Raw genomic sequence first — 17657 nt, 5'->3', positions numbered from 1 at the left:
ACACCCGCCGCTCCAGAGCCCGGACCCCACCCCATCGGTCGACATCGAAAGAGGCGCAGCAGTGACCCAGCAGTCAGGCCAGAACGAGACCCACGACCCCTTCGGATTCATCGGCCTGACGTACGACGACGTGCTCCTGCTCCCCGGCCACACCGACGTCATCCCCTCCGAGGCCGACACGTCGTCGCGCATCTCCAAGCGCATCACGGTGAAGACGCCGCTGCTCTCCTCCGCCATGGACACCGTCACGGAAGCCCGGATGGCCATCGCCATGGCGCGGCAGGGCGGGCTCGGCGTGATCCACCGCAACCTGTCCATCCAGGACCAGGCGGACCAGGTGGACCGCGTGAAGCGCAGCGAGTCCGGCATGATCACCAAGCCGCTGACCATCGGCCCGGACGCCACGCTGCAGGAACTCGACGAGCTCTGCGGGCACTACCGCGTCTCCGGCCTGCCCGTCGTGGACGACGCGGGGCGCCTGCTCGGGATCGTCACCAACCGCGACACGCGCTTCGTCCTCGAGCGCGACTTCCCGCGCACGCTCGTCCGCGACGTCATGACGAGGATGCCCCTCGTCACCGGTGCCGTGGGGATCAGCGGCGACGACGCCATCAACCTCCTCGCGAAGAACAAGATCGAGAAGCTCCCGCTCGTCGACGACGAGGGGATCCTCCGCGGGCTCATCACCGTCAAGGACTTCACGAAGGCCGAGCAGTACCCCCTGTCCACCAAGGACGACGACGGCCGGCTCCGCGTCGGCGCGGCCATCGGCTTCTTCGGCGACGGCTGGGAGCGCGCCATGGCCCTGGTCGAGGCCGGTGTGGACGCCCTGTTCGTCGACACCGCGAACGGCCACAGCGCGGGCGTCCTCGAGATGATCTCGCGCCTCAAGGCGGAGCCGTCCCTGGCGCACGTCGACATCATCGGCGGTCAGGCCGCCACCCGCGAGGGTGCGCAGGCCCTGATCGACGCCGGCGCCGACGGCATCAAGGTGGGCGTGGGCCCGGGTTCCATCTGCACCACCCGCGTGGTCGCCGGCGTCGGCGTCCCGCAGGTCACCGCCATCTACGAGTCGGCGAAGGCCGCCATCCCCGCCGGGGTGCCCGTGATCGCCGACGGCGGCCTCCAGTACTCCGGTGACATCGGCAAGGCCCTCGTGGCCGGCGCCGACACCGTGATGCTCGGCTCGCTCCTCGCCGGCTCCGCCGAGGCGCCGGGCGAGCTGATCTTCGTCAACGGCAAGCAGTTCAAGACGTACCGGGGCATGGGCTCGCTCGGCGCCATGCAGACCCGCGGCAAGAACACCTCCTACTCCAAGGACCGCTACTTCCAGGCGGACGTGGCCGGCGACGACAAGCTGATCCCCGAGGGCATCGAGGGCCGCGTCGCCTACCGCGGGCCGCTCGCCTCCGTGGCCTACCAGCTGGTCGGCGGCCTGCGCCAGACCATGTTCTACACCGGCGCCCGCACCATCCCCGAGCTGAAGGCCAAGGGGAAGTTCGTGCGCATCACCGCCGCGGGCCTGAAGGAATCCCACCCGCACGACATCCAGATGACGGTCGAGGCACCCAACTACGGCTCCAAGTAGGGCGCCGCGCGTGACCCCCCGGGCGGGAGGGGGCGCGTGAGCGGTCTGCCGCAGCCCCAGGTGGCCGCCCGCCGCAAGCTCCGGCTGGGACCGTACGCCCGCGCCGTCGGGCAGGTCCTGGTGGTCAGCGCGAAGGCGTCGCCGGGCGCCGTGGCGATGAAGGTCGCCGGCTCCCTGATCTCGGCGGTCCTGCCGCTGGTCACCACCTACTACGCCGCGCTGACGACGACGGCGCTGGCCGCCGCCTACGCGGGGGACCCGGATGCCGGGCGGTCCGCCGTCGTCTACGTGATCGTCACCGCCGTCCTCGGGCTGCTCTGGGGGGCGTTCACGAGCGTGGACCGCTACATCCAGCAGGTGCTCAGCTTCCGCGTCGGCGCGATCGTGGGCGACCGCATGTACGAGCGGTTCCTCGCCCTGGAGTTCTGGCGGTACGACGACAAGGAGACGATCGATCTCTACGACCGCGCCCGCCGGTTCTCCGACTCCTACGCGCGCGTCCTCGACCGCATCGCCGCCATCTTCACGCAGCTGGTCTCCGTGCTCCTCGCGATCGGGGCGCTGCTCCTGGTCAGCTGGTGGATCGCCCTGATCGTGCTGGTGGCCATCATCCCCAGCGTCTACCTGCAGTTCCGGCTGGCGCGGGAGCAGATGGCGCACTGGAACACGCAGGTGGACTCCCGGCGGCAGCGGCGCATGATCGAGACCAACCTCATGAAGCCGCAGCACATCGCCGAGATGCGCCTCTACGGGATCGTCCGGTACCTCATGGACCTGCGCTCCACCCTGCGGGACGCCGACGAGAAACGGCGCCTGGACTTCCAGAAGCGGTACATCCCCAAGCAGCTGCTGGCGGACGCCCTGCAGTACGGCGCCGAGCTGCTCGCCCTCGTGTGGATCGTGGGGCAGATCATCGCGCGGGCCCAGCCGGTGGGGCAGTTCCTCTACGTGCAGCAGATCGTCAGCCGGGCCCTCAGCACGGCCAACAGCCTGGTGTCCTCGCTGAGTTCCATCGACGAGGACCTCGCGAACCTCAAGGACTACGAGCAGTTCATGGACTTCCCGCTGTCCACGGCCGCGACGGGACGCCTGGCGGACGCGCCGTCCGCCGTCGAGCTCCGCGACATCCACTTCACCTACGCCGGCGGCGAGGCGGAGGTCCTCAGGGGCATCTCGATGACCTTCGAGCGGGGGACCCACGTGGCCATCGTGGGCGAGAACGGGGCAGGGAAGTCCACGCTCATCCGGGTCCTCGCAGGCCTGTACCAGCCGAGCAGGGGCACGGTGCTGCTCGACGGCCGGGACCTGCGGGACATCCGCATCGACGACTGGCACCGGCACCTCGCGGTCATGTCGCAGGACTTCCTGCGGTACGAGTTCGCGACGGCGGAGAACAACATCTACTTCGGCGACGTCCACCGGCCGCGCGACGACGGGCGGGTGCGCCGGGCCGCGCGCGACGCCGAGGCCGCGGAGTTCATCGGGAAGATGCCGAACGGGTTCGGGAACTACGTCAGCAACTGGATGGAGGACCCCCGCGGGCGCAAGGGCAGCGGCCTGTCCGGCGGCCAGTGGCAGCGGCTCGCCATGGCCCGCAACTTCTACCGGGACGCGCCGTTCATCGTCATGGACGAGCCCACGTCGGCCATCGACGCGCTCGCCGAGCACCGCATCTTCACACGCCTGTTCGCCGACCGCTCACGGACGATCATCGCGATCAGCCACCGCCTGGCGACCATCGAGAAGGCCGACGTCGTGTACATGCTCGAGGACGGCCGGGTCGTGGAGTCCGGCACGCACCGCGAGCTCGTGGCGCTGCGGGGCCGGTACTTCAGGATGTTCGAGAGCCAGCTGCCGGACGCCTGACCGGTTCCCCGGGACCCCGGCCCGGCGTGGGCTCCGCGGACCTCACCCGGGGACGTCCTCCGCCCGCTCGTGGTCGTCCCGCTCCTCCTCATGGCCGATCGACTTCTCCTCCAGGAACTGGCACAGGGACGCCGCGACCAGGAGCTCCGCGGCGAGGCCGTGCAGCTCCGCGGCGGCCAGCTCCGAGTCCTCGCTGCGGGCACCGAACGAGACCGACCACCGCGGGTCGCCCACGGCAACGGGCTGCATGTAGATCTCGGTGGTGTCGTTCCTGAGCGGCACGATCACGAGCCCGGTGTCGGCGCCGCCGGCGCCGTCCTGCACCACGACCGAGATGAGTGCGCCGCCCTCCCGGGTGGTCCTGAACTCGTCGATCCAGGTCTCCAGGGTCTGCTTGCTCCGGAACGGCATCCCGTCGTCCTTCCTCGATAGTCCTCTGTCCGGTCTCCAGACTATGGGCCCGGGCGTTCCCGCCCGACCGCGCTCCGGGACACGACACCTGCCGGGAGTGCGCGCTGGGCTAACCTAGAGCAGTGACTTACGAGATCGAGATCGGCCGAGGCAAGCGCGGACGCAGGGCATATTCGCTGGACGACGTGGCGGTGGTGCCCTCCCGCCGCACCCGTGATCCGCTCGACGTCTCGGTGCAGTGGCAGATCGACGCCTACCAGTTCGAGATGCCCGTCGTCGCGGCCCCCATGGACTCCGCGATGTCGCCCGCCACCGCGATCGCGATGGGCCGGCTCGGCGGCCTCGGCGTCCTGAACCTCGAGGGTCTGTGGACCCGTTACGAGGACCCGCAGCAGGCCCTCGACGAGATCGCGGGACTGAGCGCGGAGAACTTCAGCCCGGCCGCCACCCGCCGCATGCAGGAGATCTACGGGGCCCCGATCCAGGCCGAGCTCATCACGAGCCGCCTCGCCGAGATCCGCGAGGCCGGGGTGACGGTCGCCGGGTCGCTGACGCCGCAGCGCACCCAGCAGTTCTACAAGACGGTCCTCGCGGCCGGCGTGGACATCTTCGTGATCCGCGGCACCACGGTGTCCGCCGAGCACGTGTCCAAGAACGAGGAACCGCTCGACCTCAAGAAGTTCATCTACGAACTCGACGTCCCCGTGATCGTGGGCGGCGCGGCCGGCTACACCCCGGCCCTGCACCTGATGCGCACCGGCGCGGCCGGCGTGCTGGTCGGCTTCGGTGGGGGCGCGACGACGACGACCCGCCGCGCGCTCGGCATCCACTCGCCGCTCGCCTCCGCCATCGCCGACGTCGCCGGCGCACGCCGCGACTACATGGACGAATCCGGGGGTCGCTACGTCCACGTCATCGCCGACGGCGGCATGGGCGCCAGCGGCGACATCGTCAAGGCCATCGCCATGGGCGCCGACGCCGTCATGCTCGGCTCCGCACTCGCCCGCGCCGAGGAGGCGCCCGGCAAGGGATGGCACTGGGGCCAGGAGGCCCACCACCCGGAACTGCCGCGCGGCGACAGGGTCAACATCGGCACCGTCGGGCCCCTGCAGGAAGTGCTGTGGGGTCCGTCCCACCACACGGACGGCACGTCCAACCTGATCGGGGCGCTGCGGCGCGCGATGGCCACCACCGGGTACTCGGACCTGAAGGAATTCCAGCGGGTGGAAGTAGTCCTCTCGCCGTACGTCTCGGTCGACTGAACACCGAAAGGCACCCCGTGAGCGAGAAGCCGCTCGACCTGTACAACGCCGAACTCACCACCCCCGACCTCGTGATCCTCGAGATGGAGGCGGCCTCCAAGGAGGAGGCGGCCGCCCAGCTCGCCGGCCGCCTGTACGCGGCGGGCAGGATCTCGGACCTCCAGGCCTTCCTCGACCAGGTCAACTCCCGCGAGCACCAGATGGCCACGGGCCTGCCCGGCGGCGTCGGCCTGCCCCATGCGCGCAGCAAGTACGTCAACCAGACCTCGATCGCCGTCGGCGTGACGCGCTTCGGTCACAGCCTCGACTTCGGCGCCGTGGACGGTCCCGCCACCCTCGTCCTCCTCATGGCCACGCCCGCACAGTCCTTCTCGGAGCATCTCGAGGTCCTCGCGACGATCGCCCGCAGCCTGTTCAAGGAGAACTTCCGGGAGTCGCTGCGCCGCGCGCACGACGCCGAGGTGATCGCCGAACTGATCAACTCCTCGCTGGTCTTCTTCGACCACTAGCCGCGGGCGGCCTGTCCGCTAGTCGCTCCGCCACGAGTGCCACAGGGACGCGTACGCGCCGTCGAGCGCGAGCAGTTCCTCGTGCGAGCCGAGCTCGGCGATCCGCCCGCCCTCGACGACGGCCACGCGGTCGGCGTCGTGCGCCGTGTGCAGCCGGTGCGCGATGGCGATGACGGTCCGCCCCTCGAGGACCGCGTTCAGCGAGCGTTCGAGATCGCGTGCGGCCTGCGGATCGATGAGGGACGTCGCCTCGTCGAGCACCAGGGTGTGCGGATCGGCGAGGATGAGCCGTGCCAGGGCGAGCTCCTGGGCCCGGGCGGGGCTGAGCTCGAACGCCCCCGAACCCACCTCCGTGTCCATGCCCTCGGGCAGCTGCTTCACCCAGTCGAGCGCCCCGACGCTGCGCAGGGCGTCCTCGATCTCGCCGTCGCCCGCGTCCGCCCGGCCGAGGCGCACGTTGTCGGAGACGGAGCCGACGAACACGTGGTGCTCCTGCGTCACGAGCGCCACCTCGCGGCGCAGGTCGTCCAGCGGCCGGTCCACGAGCGGCACGCCGCCCACCGTGACCGAGCCCGACGTCGGCGGGTGGATCCCGGCGATCAGGCGCCCCAGCGTCGACTTGCCGGCCCCGGACGGCCCGACGACGGCGAGCCGCTCGCCCCGCACGAGCGTGAGGTCCACGCCGTGCAGCACGTTGTGGCCCGGACGGTAGGCGTACGTGGCGGCCGACACGACGATGTCCTCGTTCGCCGGTTCCGCCGTCGTCGCCTCCCGGTCCGGCTCCACGCCCTTGATGCCGACGATCCGGGCCAGCGACGCGGCGCCCACCTGGATCTCGTCGGTCCACATGATGAGCAGGTCCACCGGGTCGATGAGCCGCACCGCGAACAGTGCGACGGCGGCCACGGCGCCCGGCGTCACCAGCCCCTGGCCCGCGAGCCAGCCACCCCACAGGAGGACGGCCGCGGCGGGCAGCCAGAAGGCGATGTCCGCGGCCGGGAACAGCACCGAGCGCAGCCACAGCGTGTAGCGCTCCGCCTTGTAGCTGGTGCCGAGGGCGTCGTCGAGGTCCGCGCGGCGCAGCCCGCCGAGGCCGAGGGCGTCCACGGTGCGGGCGCCCTCGATGGTCTCGGTGATGGTCCCGTTCACGACGGCGTAGGTCTCGCGTTCGCGCATGTACCCGCCGGCGCTGCGCCGGAGGTACCAGCGCGTGACGGGCCAGAGCAGCGGCAGCCCCACGAGGAGGGCCAGCGACAGGATGGGGGAGGTGACGACGGCGGCGCCGAGCGTCAGGACGATGGTCACCACCGACACGACGACCTGCGGCACGCCGAAGCGCACCGTGTGGGACACGGCGTCGATGTCGTTGGTGGTGCGGGCCACCAGGTCGCCGGTGCCGGCCTTCTCGACCGTGGAGAGGGGGAGCGCGGTGACGTCCTCCATGAAGTCCTCGCGCAGTTCGGCGAACACGCGTTCGCCGAACACCATGCCGGAGCGGACGGCGTACCGGCGCAGCGCCGACTGCACCGCGAGGAACGCGAGCATCCCGAGCGACACGGTCGCCACGAACCCGGGCGTCGTGCCCGCCGCGACGGCGTCGATGAGGAGCCCGAGCAGCAGCGGCCCGGCGAGCCCCGCGACGGCCGATCCGACGTACAGGGCGATCACCATTCCGAGGCCCCGCCGGTGGTGGCGGATCAGGCGTGCGGCTTCGTCGCGCACCGTCTTCGGGGCGGCGACGGGAAGCGTGGCCGTACTACTCACTGCGGATCACCACATCTCGATAGGCGGGGGTGCTGGTCATGAGCTCCGCGTGGCCGGCCTGCGCGGCGACGCGGCCGTCCTCGAGGAAGATCACGCGGTCCATGGCCCGCAGCAGGAGCGGGCTGGCGGTGACCAGGACGGTCGTCCGGCCGTCCCGGCGCCGGGCCCCGGCCAGCCGGGACGCGATGCGCTGCTCGGTGTGGGCGTCGACGGCGCTCGTCGGTTCCACCAGGACGAGGGTCTCGGCGTCGGTCAGGTACGCGCGGGCCAGGACCAGGCGCTGGCGCTGCCCACCCGAGAAGCTCCGGCCCCGCTCGGTCACCGCGTGGTCGAGGCCGTCCTCGAGGCCGTCCAGGATGTCGAGGGCGCCGGCGTCCTCGAGGGCCGCGAGGATCGCGGCGTCGTCGTGCCTGCCGTGCGGGTCGAGCTGCCGGCGCAGCGGCCCGCTGAAGAGCTGCGGGCTCGCCTCGCTGACCACGATGCGCTCGCGGACGGCAGCGAGCGGCACATGCCGCAGGTCGGCGGTACCCCACCGGACACCCGCCTCCTGGAGGACGGCGTCCTCGAAGCGGCCGAGGCGCGTGACGGCGTCCGTCGCGTCGGCGGGGTCCTTCGCGACGACCGCCGTCAGCAGGCCGGGCTCGACGACGATGCCCGAGCGCTCGTCGACGAGCACGGAGCCCGACGGCGGGGCGGGGACCGGCGTCGTGCTCTCGGCGACGTTCGACCGGACCGCGAGCACGGCGAGGATCTTCCGGGCGCCCACGTGCGCGCGGATGAAACGCGCCACGGAATCGGCGGCCGCCCGGATGGGGGTCATGAGGAAGATCGAGAAGCCGTACAGCGCCACCAGCTCGCCGGGCGTGATGTCGCCCGAGAGGACCAGGGATGCCCCGACCCACGTGAACACCACGCTGAAGGTGCCCGCGATGAAGACCTGCGACGCCTCGAGGTCCGCGAGGGAGTGCGCCACGCGGATGCCCGAGTCGCGGGTCTCCGCGGACCGGGCCCGGTACCGGTCCACGAAGATGTGCTCGCCGCCGATGCCGCGCAGTACGCGCAGCCCGGCCACGGTGTCCGCGCCGACCGCCGTCATCCTGCCGGACGCCTCGCGCTGTTCGCGCTGCCGCGCCTGCAGGGGGCGCACCACGAACAGGAGCAGTCCGCAGCACACGGGGACGCCCGCGAGCACCACGACGCCCAGCACGGGCGAGGTCTGCCAGATGAGGGCCGTCACCACGAGCCAGGCCGCGGCGGCGCCGGCGAGGCGCATCAGGACCTCGTAGACCTCGCCGAGGCGGAAGGCGTCCGAGGCCGCCGTCGAGACGACCTCCCCGGTGGACAGGGCCGTGGGCAGGGCGTCGCCGGTCCTGCTGATCGTGTGGCCCACCAGGCGGACGGAACGGAACGCGGCCTGCATCCAGTTGCTGACCCCGGCGCGGTGCGTGGCGGTGTCGGAGACCGCCTGGACCACCATGAGGCCGAGCAGGGCGCCGGCCCACGCGACGAGCGCCGCGTAGTCCCTGCCGATGACGCCGTCGTCGATGGCCCGTCCGAGCACGAACGGCATCACGGCCTGCGACGTCATCCAGACCGTGCCGAGCAGGATCCCGGCGGCCAGCGTGGCCTTCTGGTGGCCCGCGAGCCACAGCAGGTAGCGCGCGGGCGAGCGCAGGTCCGGGGGGCCGGTGAGGGGGTAGGGAAAGGAGCGCACGAGGACCAAGCGTAGACCGGATCCGGGTCGAGTGATAGAGATTTCCCAATCAGTTTTCCCGGCCCGGTCCCGGAGCGTTCGATCCGGGCATCATTCGTTGTTCTACAGAGGCACGAAGTACCGTTGAGGTGTGTTGAAGACCGCGCTCAAGCCCCGATGGATCCTCCTGCTGGTCCTCGCGATGGCGATCGCCTCGGTCTTCGTGCTCCTCAGCCAGTGGCAGTTCAACTCCTCGCGACAGGCCCCGCCGCCTGCACCGAGCACCACCGAGGACGTCCGGCCCCTGACCGACGTGCTCCAGCCCCTCACGCCCCTGTACGCCTCGGGCGCCGACCAGATGGTCTCGCTCGACGGCACGTTCCTGCCGGACACCCGCACCCTGGTCCAGGACCGCGTGCGCGACGGCGAGGAGGGCCTCTGGGTGATCCAGGCGTTCGCCGTCGACGGCGCGGCGACGCCGGCCGGGGATGCCGGGCAGGATGCCGTCATCCCGATCGTGCTCGGCTGGGTGCCCGCGGCCGAGGACGCCTCCTCCCTGCCCGAGCAGGAGGGACCGGCCGCCGTCGTCGGACGCCTGCTGCCGCCGGAGGCGCCCCTGGTGCAGCGGCCCGTCGAGGGCGAGGTGCCCTCGCTGTCCACCGCCGAGCTGACCAACCGCTGGGACGCCCGCGCCTACGCGGCGTTCGTGGTGGCGACGACGGTGACCGCCGGGGGAGCGGACGTGCCCTTCGCCGCCGGCATGGAGCCGGTGGTCGTCGGTCCGCAGCCGCAGGAGACGCCCATCAACTGGCTCAACATCTTCTACGCGATCGAGTGGTTCGTCTTCGCGGGCTTCGCGTTCTTCCTGTGGTGGCGCCTCGTCGCCGACGACCACCGCCGCGCGCTCGAGGACGCCGAGGACGCCGAGGAGGCAGGGGCAGAGCCCGTCCCCGGCACCCGATCCGACGCGATGCCCGCAGCACGCTCCGAGATGAGACCCGACACCGAAGGCGGAATGCACCGTGACTGAGCCAGCTCTCGACCCGACCACCGGATCGGGCCGCACGCCCGCGAAGGGCACGCCGAAGCGGCGGTTCGGCGGTACGCATGCGCAGATCCGCGCCGCCCTCAGGTTCTACAAGGTCCTCGCGTACGCGACCGGTGTGATGCTCCTGCTCGTGGTCGTGGAGATGGTCGCCAAGTACGGGTACGGGACGGAGATCGTCGCCGGGGGCGGCGCGCCCCTGCAGTTCCTGCCCGAAGCCGTCGCGGCGACGGCCGGGGGGCTGAACCTCTCGACCACCGTGCTGATCGTCCACGGCTGGCTGTACGTGGTCTACCTCATCGCCGACTTCCGTCTCTGGCAGATCATGCGCTGGCCCTTCGGCCGCTTCATCCTCATCGCCCTCGGCGGCGTGGTGCCGCTGCTGTCCTTCGTCGTCGAGAAGCGGATCCACCGGCAGGTGGAGGAGGACCTGGCAGCGCACCCCGAGGCCGCGCCCCGCTACTGAGCGGCTTCACAGAGGCCCGCTGATGCAGCCCGGTCCGCGCGCGCAGACTATTGTTGACGGGTGACTACCCCCGAGAACGGCTCCGAACACCGACCTGTCCTCGTCGTGGACTACGGCGCACAGTACGCCCAGCTGATCGCGCGCCGCGTCCGCGAGGCCGACGTCTACTCCGAGATCGTGCCGCACACCCTGAGCACGCAGGAGATCCTCGCGAAGAACCCCGCGGCGATCATCCTCTCCGGCGGGCCGTCGAGCGTCTACGCCGAGGGCGCGCCCCGCGTCGAGGCCGACCTCTTCGAGGCAGGCGTGCCGGTCCTCGGCATCTGCTACGGCTTCCAGGCGATGGCCGACGTCCTCGGCGGCACGGTCGCGAAGACCGGCCTGCGGGAATACGGCTCCACGGACGTGCGCTCCGACGGCGCGGCCCGCTCGATCCTCAGCGGGACCCCGGAGCACCAGAACGCGTGGATGAGCCACGGCGACAGCGTGCAGTCCGCTCCCGAGGGCTTCGACGTCCTCGCCAGCACCGCCGGCGCGCCCGTCGCGGCCTTCGCGAACGAGGAGAAGGGCCTCTTCGGCGTGCAGTGGCACCCCGAGGTCAAGCACTCCCAGCACGGCCAGGCCGTCATCGAGAACTTCCTCTTCCGGGGCGCCCGCCTGGCCCCGAACTGGACCACCGGCGACATCCTCGAGGAGCAGGTGCAGCGCATCCGCGAGCAGATCGGGGACGCCCGCGTGATCTGCGGGCTCTCCGGCGGGGTGGACTCCGCCGTGGCCGCCGCACTCGTGCAGCGCGCCGTCGGCGACCAGCTCACCTGCGTGTTCGTGGACCACGGACTGCTGCGCGAGGGCGAGGCCGAGCAGGTGGAGCGCGACTTCGTCGCGGCGACCGGCGTCAGGCTGTACGTCGCCAACGAGCAGCGCCGCTTCCTCGACGCGCTGGCCGGCGTCTCGGACCCCGAGACCAAGCGCAAGATCATCGGCCGCGAATTCATCCGCGCCTTCGAGGAGGCGGAACGCGCCATCATGCGCGAGGCGGAGGCGGACGGCGAGTCCATCCGTTTCCTCGTACAGGGCACCCTCTACCCCGACGTCGTCGAATCCGGCGGCGGCGAGGGCGCCTCGAACATCAAGAGCCACCACAACGTGGGCGGCCTGCCCGAGGACCTGCAGTTCGAACTCGTCGAACCCCTCCGGGCCCTCTTCAAGGACGAGGTGCGCGCCGTCGGCGCCCAGCTCGGCCTGCCGGCGGAGATCGTGGGACGGCAGCCCTTCCCCGGTCCGGGGCTGGGCATCCGGATCGTCGGGGAGGTCACGGAGGAACGGCTCGAACTGCTGCGCACGGCGGATGCGATCGCCCGCGCCGAACTCACGGCGGCCGGACTCGACAACGAGGTGTGGCAGATGCCCGTGGTCCTGCTCGCGGACGTCCGCAGCGTCGGGGTGCAGGGGGACGGCCGCACCTACGGTCACCCCATCGTCCTGCGCCCGGTGTCGAGCGAGGACGCCATGACCGCGGACTGGTCCCGCCTGCCGTACGACCTGCTCGCGCGGATCTCGAACCGGATCACCAACGAGGTGGACGGCGTCAACCGCGTGGTGCTCGACGTGACGAGCAAGCCGCCGGGAACCATCGAATGGGAGTAGTCGCGCTCCGGGGCGGGCATCGGCCCACTCCGGTCCGCCCGGGCCGCGTTGCTATCCGCGGGGTCCGGACGCTTTTCGGATAGCTTGGAAGACATGCCCATCTGGTCGAGATCAGCACGTGACAATGCAGGGAAGAAGGCGGCGGTGCCGGAGCAGGACCAGCGTGACGCGGCAGGAGAGCCCGCGGATCAGCCGCAGGACGACGGGCCGGTCGCGGCGTCGCAGCAGCAGCCGGCGTCGGCGCCCCAGGCCCCGGCCGCCGGGGACTTCCTCGAGCCCTGGCTCGACGGGCTCGGGTCGCAGGCCAGCGGGGACACCCTGCTCCACTTCCGGCCCTCCGCCGGCACCAGCATCGACCTGACCCACGCGCATCCCTCGGGCCTCGCGCAGCTTCTCGCAGGACGGCGGACGAGGCTGTCGACCCTCCTCCGGGACCCGGTGCAGTACAGCGCGGCCAAGGCGGCCGCCCGCGCGCTCCGCGCGAAGATCTTCGAACTCGGGACGGAACGCGGGATCGACGTCGGGTACCTGGCCGCCGGCACGGCGTCCTGGCGCTCCGTGGACGATTCCGGGCGGTCGCAGACCCTCAACGCCCCCGTGCTCCTGACCGCCGTGTCCCTGACCGTCCATGCGTCGCAGGACGACTACGAGCTCCAGATCACCGAGCAGGCCCGCATGAACCCGGCACTGGTCCGCCACCTGCGGTACCAGCAGGGCCTCCAGATGGACCCGGCGGGCATCGCGCGCCTGGCCTACGGGACGGCCCGCCTGGACCCGCATCCCGTCCTCGAGCGTATGCGCGTGCTCAGTGACGGCGTGCGCGGCATGTCGATCGAGCACCGCATCCTCGTGTCGACCTTCGCGGACCTGGCCGGGGTGAAGGGCGATCCCGCCCTGCGCCCCGAGCATCCCGTCCTTGCTGCGCTCCTGGCGTCGGCGCGGGGCGACGAGGAGGCGGCCGCATCGCTCACGACGGCAGCCGACGGACTCCCGTTCCCGGCACCCGATGAGCGCGACCCCCAGGACGAGCTCCTGATCCTCGACGCGGACGGCGCCCAGCAGGAGGTCCTCGATCTCGCATCCGCCGGGGTGAGCGTCGTCGTGGCCGCTCCGCCGGGGACGGGCCAGACCCAGACGGCGCTCAACCTCGCGGCCAGGTCCGCGGCCGCGGGTCGCCGCGTGATCGTCGCCGCCGAGCGCCGGGGCACGCTCAACGAATTCGTGCAGGACCTCGACGGCCTGAACCTCGGCTCCCTCGTGCTCCAGCTCGGCAGCCAGACCGGTCCCGCCCAGTTGCGGGAGGCCGTCATCCGCGCCCTGGTACGGAACGAGAAAGCGGCCGAACCGTCGCTCGACGCCCTGCACTCCACGCTGACCGAGCACCGGCACCAACTGGTCGAGCACGTGCGCAGCCTGCACGACGTGCGCAGCCGGTGGAGGTGCTCGCCCTACCAGGCGATGCAGTCCCTGGCCGGTCTCACGGCGCTCGATCCGGCGCCGTCCACCACGGTGCGCCTCAAGCGCAGCGTCCTCGACTCCATCGCCGACCGCCGGGAGCTGACGGAGCGGCTCCAGCGTGCCGCCGAACTGGGCAGCTTCAGCAAGGCCTCGACCGAGAGCCCCTGGTACGGCGCGCAGCTGCTCAACCGCAAGGAGACCGAGCACGCGCACGGCCTCGCGGAGGAGCTCGCCACCGGGATCCCCGAGCTGCGCGGCGAGGTGCAGCGCGTCGCGGAGCACTCGCACATCACCCTCGGCGACAGCTTCAGGGAGTGGGGCGAGCAGCTCGAACTGCTCGTCGCCGTGCGGGGCAGCCTCGACAAGTTCACGCCCGACATCTTCGACCGCCCCGTGACGGACCTGATCTCGGCCACGGCGCCGTCGGCGTGGCGCAAGGAACGCGGCATCGAGATGAGCTCGATGACACGCTCCCGGCTGCGGCGCGTGGCCAAGGAGTACATCCGGCCCGGCGTCCACATCTCCGACCTCCACAGCTCGCTGCTCGAGGTGCAGCAGCAGCGCACCCTGTGGACGCGGTACGCCCTCACCGAGCGCCACCCCTCCGTGCCCACCGGGCTGGCCGAGATCCATGCGTCCTACCGCGCCGTCGAGGGACGCCTCGCGGAGCTCACGGCGATCCTCCGTCCCACGGCGGAGCACCCGGACCTCGCCGGACTGGCCCTGGACGGCCTCGAGGCGCTGCTGCGCGACCTCGCCGCGGACAAGGACACCCTGGAGACGCTGCCCGAGCGCACACTGCTCCTCGACGAGATGCGTGAGCAGGGCCTCGCCGAGCTGCTCACCGACCTCGCCGCCCGGGAGGTGCCCGCCGACCGCGTGGGCGCCGAGCTGGAACTCGCCTGGTGGCAGTCCGCCCTCGAGGCCATGATCAGCGGGGACGACTACCTCGCGATGTCGGACGGGGCGAGTCTCCGCAAGCTCGAAGCGGAGTACCGGCTCGCCGACAACGCGCACATCGCCTCGGGATCCGCCCGCGTCCGCTGGATCCTCGCGGACCGCTGGCGGGCCGCGGTCGAGAGCCACCCTGAGGACGCCGCGACGCTGCGTCAGGGGCTGAAGGACGCCACCCTCACCCTGGAGGTCTTCGCCGCGCTCCACCGCGACCTGGTGGCGGCACTGCTGCCCATCTGGGCCGTGAGCCCGCTGACCATCAGGGGTGCCGTGCCCGGGGACTACCGGTTCGACACCGCCGTCCTCCTCGACGGCGAGTCGATGTCCCTGCAGAGCGCGGTGCCGTGCGTGGCGCGTTCCGGGCAGACCGTGATCTTCGGCGACGACCGCCTGGCCGCTCCCACCCGCTTCAGCCTCGAGGTGCAGTCCGCCGACCGCGCCTCGGCCCTCGAGCCCCTGCCCAGCGCCTTCGACGCGCTGCGGTCGGTCCTGCCCGTGCGCGGGCTGACGGAGGTGTACCGGGGAGTGGACCGCGGCCTGGGGACCTACCTGAGCGAGTCGTTCTACGACGGGAAGCTCACCCGCCTGCCGCAGGCCTCCGAGGTCACGGGGGAGGGCCGCGGTCTCGTGGTCGAATACCTGCCGAACGGTACGGGGATGCCGAGCTCCGAGCACGACGGCGTGGAGAGCGTCGACGTCGAGGTCAAGCGCGTCGTCGAACTCGTCTTCGAGCACATCCGGCACCGCCCGCGGTCCTCCCTCGCCGTCGTCACCGCCAGCGCCCGGCATGCCGCCCGGGTCGGGGAGGCGATCCGCCTGCAGATGGCCGAATTCCCCTGGGCCGCCGGGTTCTTCACGCCGGGCCGGGAGTCCTTCCGGGTCGTGCCCGTCGAACGCGCCGGAGGCCTCGTCCGCGACGACATCATCTTCTCGCTCGGTTACGGCCGGACCCCCCACGGGCGTGCCCTGCACTCCTTCGGTCCGCTGTCCGGTCCCGACGGGCGCCGCAACTTCGTGATGGCGATGACGCGCGCCCGCCGGCTGCAGCACGTGCTGACGTGCTTCCAGCCCGCCGACCTCGACCCGGATCGCCTCACCGCCGGTGCCCTGGACTTCTTCGAGCTGCTCCAGCGCGAACTCGGCGACACCGGCGGAAGCCGGCCCGTGTCCGGGAGCAACGAGGACCCGCTCGTGGCTGACCTCGTGGACCGGCTGCGGCACCGCGGCGCCGAGGTGTGGGACCACTACGCGGGCGTCCTCGACATCGTGGCGGTGCGGCCCGCCGATCTCCGCGCCGACGGGAGTGCCGCCGCTGCGCAGGACGAACGGCCGGCCCCCCTGGCCATCGAATCGGACGGCACCAGCCGCTACAGGTCCATGTCGGTGCGGGAGCGCAGCAGGCTCAGGCCACAGATCCTCGAACGCATGGGATGGCGCTACATGCCGCTGTGGACCATCGAGGTCTTCACGGACCCGGACGGCTGCGCGGAGCGCGCGGCGGCGCTCATCGGCCTGCCGCCCCGCGAGCCTGCAGACCAGCCGTAGCCACGGAAGGACCGCGACAGGATGAGCCACGACGATCAGCCGCCGGCCCGCGATGCGGGGCCGGGCCGCGATGTCCCGAAGGACCCGGCGCCCGCGATTGCGCCCGCGCCCGCCATCCCGGTGACCGCGGGCGAGGACGACCCGCGGTCGTGGGGGGACACCCCGGACGATCACGACGCGTGGCTCAGGGAGCAGCGCCCCCCGCACTGGGGGTGAGCGCCGCGTCCGACGGCATCGGGGGACTGCGCCGCGCGGGCGCCGGCCCGTGCTCATGAGCCTGTCGTGAGGACGAGGTGCACGTCCCCGGCGCTGGAGGCTCCGGCGAGCGTCGCGGCGTCCTCCGGGCCCGCCGCGACGACGACGAGCCCGCCGTCGTCCCCTGCTCCCGGCCAGGACCCGCCGCCTGCTTCCGGTGCTGTCCACAGGACGGCGACCGACCGTGCGAGGACCGTCGAGTCGCCCGGGACGTCGAACCCGTTGCCGGTACTGAGGATCACGTCCACGCGCTGTCCGGGGGCGAGGAGCTGGACCGTGGCGGCATCGGCCGGACGGAGCGGGACCGCGACGGTGCCGTGCGCCATCCCGGTCAGCAGGCCCTCGCCGACGAAGGCGGTCGCCGGGAACGGGAAGCCTTCCGGCAGGGGAGTGGCCAGCTGCCGGCCCACCACCTCGTCGGCGCGGCGGAGGGTCCCGGCGACGACGGCCTGGTCGGGGACCCGGACGATCGAGACATCCGCGTCCGTCAGGACGGTCCCGACGGCGAGGTCGCGGGCGGCACTGACGACCGCCGTCGTCGGGTAGTCGTCTCCGACGATCGCCTCGACCGCGACGCCGGCGGCGGCACACAGGAGCAGGCAGGCGAGAAGCCTCCGGCGGCGATGCACCATCCGGTGCAGGCGGTACCGGAGAGGGGCGACCCGGGGGCGGCGGACGGTGTGCATGGACCGACGCTAGGCGGCGGTGAGCAGCCCGCCGGGGTGAGCCGCTGCTATGTGGACATCAGCTGCCGTGCACGGCCCACGGACCGATGGTCAGGATGCAGCGCGGTCGGCGCCCGCCGGGGCCGGGGTCGCCGCAGCGCTGGAGGACGAGCCCGCGGACGCGCCGGCGGTACTGGGAGCACCGGAGGTCTCCGAGGACGACGACGGCGCTGCGGGGGCGGAGGTGGCATCCGTGCTCGACGTCGTGGCGCGGGAGTCGTTGCGGTAGAAACCGGAGCCCTTGAAGACCACGCCCACACTGTTGAACTTCTTCCGCAGCGCGCCGTCGCAGACGGGGCAGACGGTCAGGGAGTCGTCGGAGAAGGACTGCTGGATGTCGAAGGTGTGGCCGCAGTCCTTGCAGGCATAGGCGTACATGGGCATGGAGATCCTCCTGGACAGGCTTCGTGGTCCCCGACCGGTGCGCTTCCAGCACACGCTGTTGGCACTCTCCGGGGTCGAGTGCCAG

The 17657-nt window shown here is 71.9% G+C and carries 14 protein-coding genes; 9 read left to right on the top strand and 5 right to left on the bottom strand.

Annotation, left to right across the window (positions count from 1 at the left end; translation table 11 throughout):
* Window positions 1-61: 61 nt before the first annotated feature.
* Both guaB and MWM45_RS12605 read left to right on the top strand, forming a co-directional pair.
* Window positions 62-1588: an IMP dehydrogenase gene (gene guaB / locus MWM45_RS12610; protein WP_247826744.1), complete on the top strand. Its 1527-nt coding sequence runs from the start codon at window positions 62-64 to the stop codon at window positions 1586-1588.
* A 36-nt stretch (window positions 1589-1624) separates the two neighbouring features.
* A complete protein-coding gene (locus tag MWM45_RS12605) occupies window positions 1625-3454 on the top strand; it encodes an ABC transporter ATP-binding protein (protein ID WP_247826743.1) in 1830 nt (609 codons plus the stop codon).
* Between the two features lie 42 nt (window positions 3455-3496).
* Here the strand turns inward: MWM45_RS12605 and MWM45_RS12600 are convergent, their stop codons facing one another.
* Window positions 3497-3865, bottom strand: a complete 369-nt coding sequence (locus tag MWM45_RS12600) for a hypothetical protein (protein WP_247826742.1) — start codon at window positions 3863-3865, stop codon at window positions 3497-3499.
* A gap of 122 nt (window positions 3866-3987) precedes the next feature.
* Between MWM45_RS12600 and MWM45_RS12595 the strand changes: the two genes are divergently transcribed.
* The gene (locus MWM45_RS12595) at window positions 3988-5127 is read left to right on the top strand and encodes a GuaB3 family IMP dehydrogenase-related protein (protein WP_247826741.1); all 1140 of its coding nucleotides are present in this window, start codon (window positions 3988-3990) and stop codon (window positions 5125-5127) included.
* Window positions 5128-5144: 17 nt separating this feature from the next.
* The gene (locus MWM45_RS12590) at window positions 5145-5636 is read left to right on the top strand and encodes a PTS sugar transporter subunit IIA (protein ID WP_269076549.1); all 492 of its coding nucleotides are present in this window, start codon (window positions 5145-5147) and stop codon (window positions 5634-5636) included.
* Between the two features lie 18 nt (window positions 5637-5654).
* On the opposite strand, the gene MWM45_RS12585 is transcribed toward MWM45_RS12590, so the two are convergent.
* Complete coding sequence (locus MWM45_RS12585; RefSeq protein ID WP_247826740.1) at window positions 5655-7400, bottom strand: ABC transporter ATP-binding protein; 1746 nt, start codon at window positions 7398-7400, stop codon at window positions 5655-5657.
* Window positions 7393-9114, bottom strand: a complete 1722-nt coding sequence (locus MWM45_RS12580; RefSeq protein ID WP_247826739.1) for an ABC transporter ATP-binding protein — start codon at window positions 9112-9114, stop codon at window positions 7393-7395. Before MWM45_RS12580 ends, MWM45_RS12585 begins: the two co-directional genes overlap by 8 nt.
* A 130-nt stretch (window positions 9115-9244) precedes the next feature.
* On the opposite strand from MWM45_RS12580, the gene MWM45_RS12575 reads away from it, so the two are divergent.
* The 5 genes from MWM45_RS12575 to MWM45_RS12555 all read left to right on the top strand — a co-directional run bounded on the left by MWM45_RS12575 (window position 9245) and on the right by MWM45_RS12555 (window position 16424).
* Window positions 9245-10123, top strand: coding sequence for an SURF1 family protein (locus MWM45_RS12575; protein ID WP_247826738.1), 879 nt, complete (start codon window positions 9245-9247; stop codon window positions 10121-10123).
* Window positions 10116-10604 carry a DUF3817 domain-containing protein gene (locus MWM45_RS12570; RefSeq protein WP_247826737.1) on the top strand — a complete coding sequence of 163 codons (489 nt, stop codon included), beginning with the start codon at window positions 10116-10118 and terminating at the stop codon, window positions 10602-10604. Before MWM45_RS12575 ends, MWM45_RS12570 begins: the two co-directional genes overlap by 8 nt.
* Before the next feature lie 60 nt (window positions 10605-10664).
* A complete protein-coding gene (gene guaA / locus MWM45_RS12565; protein ID WP_247826736.1) occupies window positions 10665-12251 on the top strand; it encodes a glutamine-hydrolyzing GMP synthase in 1587 nt (528 codons plus the stop codon).
* A gap of 144 nt (window positions 12252-12395) precedes the next feature.
* Window positions 12396-16208, top strand: a complete 3813-nt coding sequence (locus tag MWM45_RS12560) for a DUF4011 domain-containing protein (protein WP_247826735.1) — start codon at window positions 12396-12398, stop codon at window positions 16206-16208.
* A gap of 21 nt (window positions 16209-16229) precedes the next feature.
* Entirely contained in the window at window positions 16230-16424 is a 195-nt protein-coding gene (locus MWM45_RS12555; protein ID WP_247826734.1) for a hypothetical protein, read from the top strand.
* Window positions 16425-16477: 53 nt separating this feature from the next.
* On the opposite strand, the gene cpaB is transcribed toward MWM45_RS12555, so the two are convergent.
* Both cpaB and MWM45_RS12545 read right to left on the bottom strand, forming a co-directional pair.
* Window positions 16478-17149 (bottom strand): Flp pilus assembly protein CpaB, encoded by a 672-nt coding sequence (gene cpaB, locus MWM45_RS12550; protein ID WP_247826733.1) that lies wholly within the window; start codon window positions 17147-17149, stop codon window positions 16478-16480.
* 90 nt (window positions 17150-17239) lie between these two features.
* Window positions 17240-17572 (bottom strand): FmdB family zinc ribbon protein, encoded by a 333-nt coding sequence (locus tag MWM45_RS12545; RefSeq protein WP_247826732.1) that lies wholly within the window; start codon window positions 17570-17572, stop codon window positions 17240-17242.
* Window positions 17573-17657 lie beyond the last annotated feature (85 nt).

It is taken from the genome of Arthrobacter antioxidans, from assembly GCF_023100725.1.
GTDB lineage: Bacteria > Actinomycetota > Actinomycetes > Actinomycetales > Micrococcaceae > Arthrobacter_D > Arthrobacter_D antioxidans.
The sequence above is the reverse complement of the archived record's forward strand: the minus strand, read 5'-3'. Positions and strand labels throughout refer to the sequence as shown.